Origin of the sequence: Streptococcus mitis, from assembly GCF_005844455.1 — a bacterium.
GTDB classification, from domain to species: domain Bacteria; phylum Bacillota; class Bacilli; order Lactobacillales; family Streptococcaceae; genus Streptococcus; species Streptococcus mitis_BF.
The window spans coordinates 73,724-81,919 of record NZ_SPGF01000003.1 but is presented as its reverse complement, the minus strand read 5'-3'; the positions used below and the strand labels follow the sequence as shown (position 1 = coordinate 81,919).

Genomic DNA, 8,196 nt, shown 5'->3' with positions numbered 1-8,196 from the left:
CCAAGAAAGATAAAGGCCCAATCGGTAGTTGATTTCATCTATAGAGTAACATAAATCTCAAAAAATAGGGTGAAAAAACCTTTATTTGTCATGCAAAAAAATAGAAGATGTGATAGAGAATCACTTTGATGTTCTCAATCACACCTCCTATTCAAGTAGTTAGATCACTAACTTAATGACATTGCAGTCGAAACTGTTCTTTTTATCATTATTTGAGACCGTATTTTTTGTTGAAACGATCCACGCGTCCATCTGCTTGAGTGAACTTTTGACGTCCAGTGTAGAATGGGTGTGAGTCTGATGAAATTTCCACACGGATCAATGGGTAAGTTTCACCTTCGAACTCAACTGTTTCGTTAGAGCGTTTTGTTGAACCGCTAAGGAATTGGTAACCAGTAGTTGTGTCCATGAAGACAACTGGGCGATATTCTGGATGGATATCTTTTTTCATTTTGCAATATTTCCTTTCTGCCATGGTCTCTTTGCGAGCCATAGATTGTTACCATACTAGTCTATCAGATTCTGAAAAGTTTGGCAAGTATTTTATCAGTTTTTAAGCAAGTTTTTTAACTTTTGGTAGATGATTTCGTTTTCTTCTAGACTATAGGAATTAGCACCGCTTGCTAGAGGGTGGCCTCCACCATCATGTTCTTTGGCAATTTCATTGATAGGATGGATTTTACTGCGTAAGCGAACACGGTAGTGCCCATCAGCCTGCTCTACAAAAATTCCCCAGAGACTTACACTGTCAATACGTCCAGGTGCACCCACAATAGCTGCAGTTTCAGCATCGGTAACATTGAATTGTTTCAAGATTTCTTGACTCAGTATAACGCGAGCTGCACCATTTTCATCCACTTCCAGATGGTCGTAGATGTAGCCTTGAAGTTTCGCAATTTTGTAGCTCATAGTGTCCATCTTGCGAGTGAGAGCCGAAAAATCAAAGTTCTGTTCTCTCAGAGAGGCAGCCAGGCGGAGGGTGCGTGCAGTCGTAGAAGGGTAGAGGAAACGACCTGTATCACCAACAATTCCTGCAAAGAGCAATTCAGCAGCTCGATCTGACAAGGCCAGTTGGGTTGTTTCAGCAAATAGGGTAATCATCTCACTAGCGCTACTTGAACTAGTATCCACCCAAGATAGGTCACCGTATACATCATCATTTGGATGGTGGTCAATCTTAATGAGAAAATCACCTTGACGATAGCGCTTATCATCGATACGAGCAGTATTCGCCGTATCACAGACGATGACAAGGGCGCCTTGGTAGGCACTATCTTCAACGAGATCCATTTCCGCCATCCAAGTTAGAGTTGGTTCATCATAACCTACGGCTTTGATGGCTTTTTCTGGGAAATGATGTTTGAGAAGAGCTTTTAATCCCACCTGACTTCCCAAGGCATCTGGGTCTGGTTTCATATGACGGTGAATGATAATCGTGTCGTATTCTTTAATTTTTTCTAAAATTTGATGGCAAATTTCCATAAATAACCTCAATTCTTTCTCATTTCATTGTAGCACAAGAATTTTTATTTTTAAAATGAAAAAGATGTGATATAATGGAGAAAGATAAATTGAGGAGGACGATATGGCATTAGCAAAAATTGTATTTGCCAGTATGACCGGTAATACCGAAGAAATTGCAGATATTGTAGCAGACAAATTACGTGACTTGGGCTTGGATGTCGATGTTGATGAATGTACAACTGTTGACGCTTCAGACTTCTTGGAATCTGACATCGCTATCGTTGCGACCTATACTTATGGTGATGGTGAATTGCCAGATGAGATGATGGACTTCTACGAAGACCTAGCTGATCTCAATTTGAATGGTAAAATCTACGGAGTGGTTGGTTCAGGTGACACCTTCTACGATGAATTCTGTAAGGCTGTTGATGACTTTGATCGTGTCTTTGTTTCAACAGGGGCAGAAAAAGGTTCAGAGTGTGTCAAAGTTGATCTTTCTGCCGAAGAAGAAGACATTGAACGCTTGGAACAATTCGCAGAAGAATTGGCTGCTAAAGTAGGATAAGCATAAAAGTGCGCTGATGTAATTAATCAGTGCATTTTCTTATCGAGAGTTGGGATTTTACTAGCCTATTTGGTGGCTTTTTGATACAATAATTCAAATAAAGGAGGAGACTGTATGGATTTAGATATTATTCGGCAAGAAATTGATCAAATCGACGACCAAATCGTTAAGCTCCTAGAAGAACGGATGCACCTAGTTGAAGGGGTTGTCGCTTATAAAAAATCATCTGGTAAGCCAATATTAGATTCTAAGAGAGAAGCGGTTATTTTTGAAAAAGTCAGAAATCGAGTGGAAGATAAGCGCTATCAGGAGACCATTGTTGCGACTTTTTCAGACATTCTCAAACATTCGCGTGATTATCAGGATCAAAACATCAAATGAAAAAAGAACAATTTTATCCGCTAGGAATTTTTCTAGTTGCTATGGTGGGTGGACTTGTCCGCTATCTCATTTCCACTTGCTTACCAGCTAGCCCAGACTTTCCTTGGGGGACCCTCCTTGTCAACTATCTGGGTATTTTCTGCCTGGTCTATCTGGTGAAAGGCTATCTGGTCTATAAGGGGACTAGTAAGGGCTTGGTTTTAGCACTGGGGACGGGTTTTTGTGGAGGTTTAACAACCTTTTCTAGTCTAATGCTTGATGCAGTGAAACTGCTTGATACCGGGCGTTATCTTAGTTTGGTTCTGTATTTGCTTTTGAGCATCGGAGGAGGCCTGCTCTTGGCTTACTATTTGGGGAGGAAGAAATGGTAATCATCTATCTTGCAATTGCTTGTGGTTTCGGAGCCCTAGTACGGTATTTCTTTGCCCGCTATAATCAAGCTTCTAAATTGCCACTCGGAACGCTAATAGCCAATCTTTTGGGTTGTTTTTTAATTGGATTATTCTATAATCATGTGGAATCTAAGGAAGTCTATGCTATTTTGGCAACTGGATTTTGTGGAGGTTTGACAACTTTTTCGACCTTGAATGACGAACTGCAAAGACTGTTAAGTGATAAGAAGGTCTTTTATTATTACCTGACTTTGACCTACTTAGGTGGTTTAGTTGCGATTTTTTTAGGAATTCTGCTATGTAAGTGTCTAGTGTTTTGAGGTAAATAGAAAATATTGAGTTAACGGAAAATTCCGTTAGCTCTTTTTTGTGTTTTGGGAGGAAAAATTATGAGACGAAAAAGTAAGGAGAGAATTTCAAGAGAGATGATAATTCAGTTTTTGATGAAGGAAACAGGTTCAACACGAAAAGAAATAATAGCAAGTATAGGAGAGCTTGAGGCCTTTGGGTTGATAGGATTTAACGTGAACGGTGACTTTAGACTGAAAGAGGTGTAATTGATGAGACAAATTCAGTTTATTAGTGCCAGTCATTATCAGACATCTGATCGCTTTTATGCCTTACCAAAGGTTTTGTTTGAAAATCCTATTTATGAAGATATGAGGTTAGATGCAAAAGTCGCTTATGCTATGCTTAAAGATAGACTAGATCTTTCTTTCAAGAATAATTGGATTGATGAAGATGGAAATATCTATTTGGTATATTCTAACTCTAATTTGATGAAGATCCTTAACTGTTCAAAATCTACCCTATTAAGAATTAAGAAGCAACTCACAGAGTATGGATTAATTCATGAGGTTCAACAATCTACCAGTAAATCAGGAAATCTAGCTAACCGAATTTACCTTGGTCTCTTGCAAGATGACACAGTTGCTAGAATGGTTGATAAATCAGGTGATTCCAAATCTGATACTAGGGGGGTGTCAGATTTAGACCAGGGGGGTGTCAAAAAAACACCAGGGGGGTGTCAGATTTATACGGGTCTGGTGTCAAATTTAGACCCTAACGATACTGAATATAGTGAGACTAATAATAAAGACACTGAATTAGTTATTTCTGAGGAGGACGAGGAAAAGTCAACTCAAAATTCAAAAAATAAAGTTCCAAATTCTCTTTTTCGAAAAGTTGATAAAGCTACTAAGTATGATCGTGATTATATTTGGAACTTAGTATATGAGCAATTACTAAAGGAAAAATTTACAGCAACTACCGCAGATTGTGCGATGATATATTTTGATGATAGGTACAAGTACGCTTTGGAAAATATGAGGTTTGCTCGCTCATCGGAAATCGTTGCTGAGTATGTTTTTAATGGCATAGTCTCAGAACTGAATCAGACTATACGGAGACAACAATCATAATCAACATATTTATATTGAGAGATTACACAGTAATGAAAAGGAGATAGAATGAAGCATGTTGACGACAAATTATTGCTGGTTGCTAAAAAAATGTGTAGCCCTGAAGTGTTTAAACTGTATGAGTTTGAATATAGAAACCCTCAAGCAGTTAAAATTTTTAATATACTATTTGGGACAGTTTATTGTCCCTTTGAATCTGCAATAGGATTAAGTATGTTTGAAGGTTATTTCCCAAAAAATTTTTATATTAACTTTTTATACGCTTGTACTGAACGTGTTTTGGGAGACGAAGAAACATTTTCACGATTTATTGAGCTAACAAATCTATCAATTAAATTTTTAGAGAAGTCTGGTAATGTTTCACTTGATTTATCAAAAATCACACCTATTATAGAGGAGATATTGGCAGAATATAATGAGTTGATTGATGGATATATTCAAAGAGGTTTACTAACTGAAGAAGCCATACAAAATAAAGCTATTATATAGTATTCAACCTTGACCTGAGCAAGTCATAAAACTACTCTTGTTCTTTGAAAATTGAATAACCCCACTGTCCCGATTAGCGCAGTCTAGGCATAAAAAGAAGAATAGGGGCGGTGTGTATCTAGAAAGTATATCTAGTGCTGACTGCATGATGTAAAGTCACGGTTGACTTGTCCCGTAAGACGAAAGAGTTTGCGATTTCTAAACTATAAATCGTGCGTAAAAAACACAGTAGAGATGTACGGCATCAACTCGGCATGGCTGTAAATCAGCCTTTGATTCAAAAAGGAGGACAATATGAATCAAATAAAATCAACTAGTGAGGTTACACTCACTGACTTAAGACGATTAGGTTTGCAAGGTGATGCAACCGCACGGCTTGCAAGTGGTGAAGAAATGCAATTAACTAGTAAGTATGGTCTTATTCCTAAAACAGGCTATGTGGCAGGAAAACTTCAAACCGTTGAAATGATTGCAGATTACTCTAAAATCTATAGAGATATACGCACCATTAAACGTGGAGACATTTTAGTTGCTAGACGAATTAAACAAGGAAATAAATCAATCTTACAGCTAACCGGTAAAGGTTATCACCGACCTAGCGGTAAAATTTAACAGATAGAGTCCTCATCTATCTGTTTCATCAAGGAGAGGAGATTTTATATGTTCTAAATATCCTATCTTTGATTAAGCGGATAGATGAATGAAAATCAAGAAAAAAATTGAGAAAAAACTCTAAAAATAGTAAAATGAAAGCATAAAATAAATATTTTAAGAACGTTTTTAAACAAAAAGGAGAAATCAAATGGAAATCATGAATGAAGTTAAGAAAGTTATGTTGGCTAGTGTTATCGCAACTGCAAGTGTTGGAGTAACGACGCAAGTTACTGCAGAAGAGGTAAAACCTTCAGACCAAATTTCAGAGAACCAACAAAAGACAGTAACTCAAAAAACAGTTACAGAAACTGATGTCGCACTCTCTCAAGCAAATGTGGAACAGGTAAACGCAGTTGTAAAAAACCAAGAGGAGATTGTAAAATCTAATCAAAACGAGGTAAACGATGCAGAGAAAGTAGTTAGAGAAGCTACAGAAGCTGTTGCTCAAGCGGAAAAAGCTGTCCAGGAAGCTACTCCTAAAAATATCCAGAATGCAAAAGAAGATGTTTCTGTAAAAGAGGCTGCTGAGAAGAAGGCTCAAGAAGAACTATCCATTTCTAAAGAGCAACAAAAGCTAGCTGAAAAGAATGTTACTGATCAGGAAGCAAATGTCACAGAAGCTACTAGAAAACTTGCTGACAAAACAAAAGAAGTTACAGATGCAGAACAAATCGTAGCTGAAAAACAGGCTATTTTAGACGGCACTGGAGTTGCCAATATTGTCGCCAACGCTGAAGCTGCAAAGCGAAACTTGGAAATGAGCGAAAAAGTTGCATCACAAGCTCGAGAAGATTTGGAGACTGCTAAAAAAGCGGATGACCAACGTGCTTCTAAACTGAAACAGGCAGAAGTAGAGGTAATGAGTACTGAAGGAACTAGGTTGGTGAAAGCGCAGGCGCTAGATCAAGCAACCACTCAAGCTACTAACGCTGAAAATCAGTATCGAGTAGCTAAAGATAATCTATCTAAGGCTCAAAGTATTCTGGATAGTTTGACAACGACCTCTATTACTTATCCTGCTGGATATGCAGAAGCTTTAAAAGCTTACTTCAAGAATCCTACCGAAGAGAATTCTAAAAAGTTACATGAAATTGCCAAAAAAGGAATGACTGCTGCTGGATTTAGCTCACCAGATGGTGGTGAGACTTATTACGGTAATCCAAACTCTCCATTTAAGCAGAGTGAAGCAGATAAAAAGACTGTGATTGCTGATGTCAATCATTTATCTGCTGAAGTTCAAGATGAACTTGCCATTTTCAATGCACATTTGATTAATGATTTCCGTCGATTGATGGGAACAGATGATATTCCAGTCTTAGTGAATCGAGATATGCAGAAAGTGGCACAGAAAGCAACTCAACTATCTACTAATCAGTACGGCCATGACCTAGATGCTTTGAACACTGTTGCGAAAGAAGTTGGTTTAAATCAAGGTAATCAAGGCCTGCTTGCTGAAAACATAGGTTTTCAAAATGCAGATGATGTAGTGACATTAGCTGATCTGAAACAACAGGCATACAACAACATTATTATGATGCTGTTTTATGATAAGCATGCTGATTGGGGCCATGCTTTAAACTTTGCAGGGCTAGATCGTAAGTCAGTCACTCTACAATATATCGGTGTAGCAACCCGAAAGACAGATCTTGGTCTGATTGCGATGCACTATGTTGGAACAGATTCTAAAACAATTGATTTGCTGAAAAATGGTTTCCATCAAAATGTTAAAGTTGATACTAAGAACAATCTAGCTAGTCTTCAGGAAAGAATTCAAGTAGCTAGAAATTCTGTGGCACAAGCTCAGAATACTTATGAGACTGCGAAAACGAATCATAAGGATGCACAAGCTAGAAAAGAACAAGCACAAACAGAATATACTCAAGCAGAAGTTACTGCGCAAAATGCAGTGACTAATCGTAATGATATTCAGAATATTGCTTTAAAAACTCCTGAAGCAGAAGATAAGTTAAAGAAGGCGGAAGCAAACCTTAAAAAAGCTGGTTTAGAAAATAAACAAGCGCAAGATGCTTTGGAACAGTTGAATGCAGACGTACAAAACAAACGTGAAGCACTTGCGTTAGCTAAAGATAAACTAGCTGAAAAACAAACTGAATGGAAATCACTGAATGAAGCTTTGACTGCTGAGAAAGAGGCTTTGATTGCTAAACAAGGTGAACTTGCTCGAATTAAAGAACTTGTCCTCAGTCGTCAAGCCTTACTTTCAGAATTAACTGAAGCCTTGAAAGCATCAAAAGAGCGAGTAGAAGTTTTGCAAAATGCACCACAACTCTTAGAAAAGGCAAAAGTTAATCTTGAAGCTACTCAAGAAGTTTTGAAAGAAAAGAAATCTGTTCTGGAGTTAGCGCTAGCAAAACTAGGAACTGTAAAAGCAGAACAAAGAAAGGTATTAGAGGCTCATGAAGAGTTGTTGGCGGCTTATCGTGATTATCTGGAAGCACAGCAAGAAATTAAGCATCAAAAAGAGTTAGAGGCTCAGAAGGCAAGTATTGAGCAAGCTGGAGGTCATCCGATTCCAGTGATTCAAAATGGCAAGATTGTAAAGTATGTGCAAGATCAAGTTAATAATCAAGTTGCAAAAGTCAAAGATCCAGTCTATCAAGCACCTGCTGCAAGATATGAATTACCTAAGACGGGGGAAAAATCATCCAGTCTTTGGTTCTTTGGAATGTTAACTATTTCACTTTTAAGTTTGTTGAAAATCAAACGAGAATCTAAGGAAAATTAAATTAAGTAAAGTCATCAAGGTTTCTTGGTGACTTTTTTGTTGGAGAAAGAAATGGAAATTATATATTTTAGGGCGAGAGCTCCT

At 37.8% G+C, this 8,196-nt stretch carries 11 protein-coding genes; 9 read left to right on the top strand and 2 right to left on the bottom strand.

Annotation, left to right across the window (positions count from 1 at the left end; all coding sequences use genetic code 11):
• Positions 1 to 208: 208 nt before the first annotated feature.
• Positions 209 to 451, bottom strand: a complete 243-nt coding sequence (locus tag FGQ53_RS01385; protein ID WP_000710764.1) for a type B 50S ribosomal protein L31 — start codon at positions 449 to 451, stop codon at positions 209 to 211.
• 95 nt (positions 452 to 546) lie between these two features.
• Positions 547 to 1,482 (bottom strand): DHH family phosphoesterase, encoded by a 936-nt coding sequence (locus FGQ53_RS01380; RefSeq protein ID WP_138335255.1) that lies wholly within the window; start codon positions 1,480 to 1,482, stop codon positions 547 to 549.
• 103 nt (positions 1,483 to 1,585) lie between these two features.
• Here FGQ53_RS01380 and FGQ53_RS01375 point away from each other — a divergent pair, with 103 nt between their 5' ends.
• The 9 genes from FGQ53_RS01375 to FGQ53_RS01340 all read left to right on the top strand — a co-directional run bounded on the left by FGQ53_RS01375 (position 1,586) and on the right by FGQ53_RS01340 (position 8,112).
• Positions 1,586 to 2,029 (top strand): flavodoxin, encoded by a 444-nt coding sequence (locus tag FGQ53_RS01375; RefSeq protein WP_138335254.1) that lies wholly within the window; start codon positions 1,586 to 1,588, stop codon positions 2,027 to 2,029.
• A 114-nt stretch (positions 2,030 to 2,143) separates the two neighbouring features.
• Entirely contained in the window at positions 2,144 to 2,410 is a 267-nt protein-coding gene (locus tag FGQ53_RS01370) for a chorismate mutase (protein ID WP_138335253.1), read from the top strand.
• Entirely contained in the window at positions 2,407 to 2,781 is a 375-nt protein-coding gene (gene crcB / locus FGQ53_RS01365; RefSeq protein ID WP_138335252.1) for a fluoride efflux transporter CrcB, read from the top strand. The genes FGQ53_RS01370 and crcB (FGQ53_RS01365) overlap by 4 nt, the downstream gene beginning before the upstream one ends.
• Entirely contained in the window at positions 2,775 to 3,122 is a 348-nt protein-coding gene (gene crcB / locus FGQ53_RS01360; RefSeq protein WP_138335251.1) for a fluoride efflux transporter CrcB, read from the top strand. The genes crcB (FGQ53_RS01365) and crcB (FGQ53_RS01360) overlap by 7 nt, the downstream gene beginning before the upstream one ends.
• 69 nt (positions 3,123 to 3,191) lie before the next feature.
• Entirely contained in the window at positions 3,192 to 3,359 is a 168-nt protein-coding gene (locus FGQ53_RS11700; RefSeq protein ID WP_171019051.1) for a hypothetical protein, read from the top strand.
• A gap of 3 nt (positions 3,360 to 3,362) precedes the next feature.
• Positions 3,363 to 4,223, top strand: coding sequence for a replication initiator protein A (locus tag FGQ53_RS01355; protein WP_138335250.1), 861 nt, complete (start codon positions 3,363 to 3,365; stop codon positions 4,221 to 4,223).
• 48 nt (positions 4,224 to 4,271) lie between these two features.
• A complete protein-coding gene (locus tag FGQ53_RS01350; RefSeq protein WP_138335249.1) occupies positions 4,272 to 4,712 on the top strand; it encodes a hypothetical protein in 441 nt (146 codons plus the stop codon).
• A 294-nt stretch (positions 4,713 to 5,006) separates the two neighbouring features.
• Positions 5,007 to 5,324 carry a hypothetical protein gene (locus FGQ53_RS01345; RefSeq protein ID WP_138335248.1) on the top strand — a complete coding sequence of 106 codons (318 nt, stop codon included), beginning with the start codon at positions 5,007 to 5,009 and terminating at the stop codon, positions 5,322 to 5,324.
• A 190-nt stretch (positions 5,325 to 5,514) separates the two neighbouring features.
• Positions 5,515 to 8,112 carry an SEC10/PgrA surface exclusion domain-containing protein gene (locus FGQ53_RS01340; protein ID WP_138335247.1) on the top strand — a complete coding sequence of 866 codons (2,598 nt, stop codon included), beginning with the start codon at positions 5,515 to 5,517 and terminating at the stop codon, positions 8,110 to 8,112.
• Positions 8,113 to 8,196 lie beyond the last annotated feature (84 nt).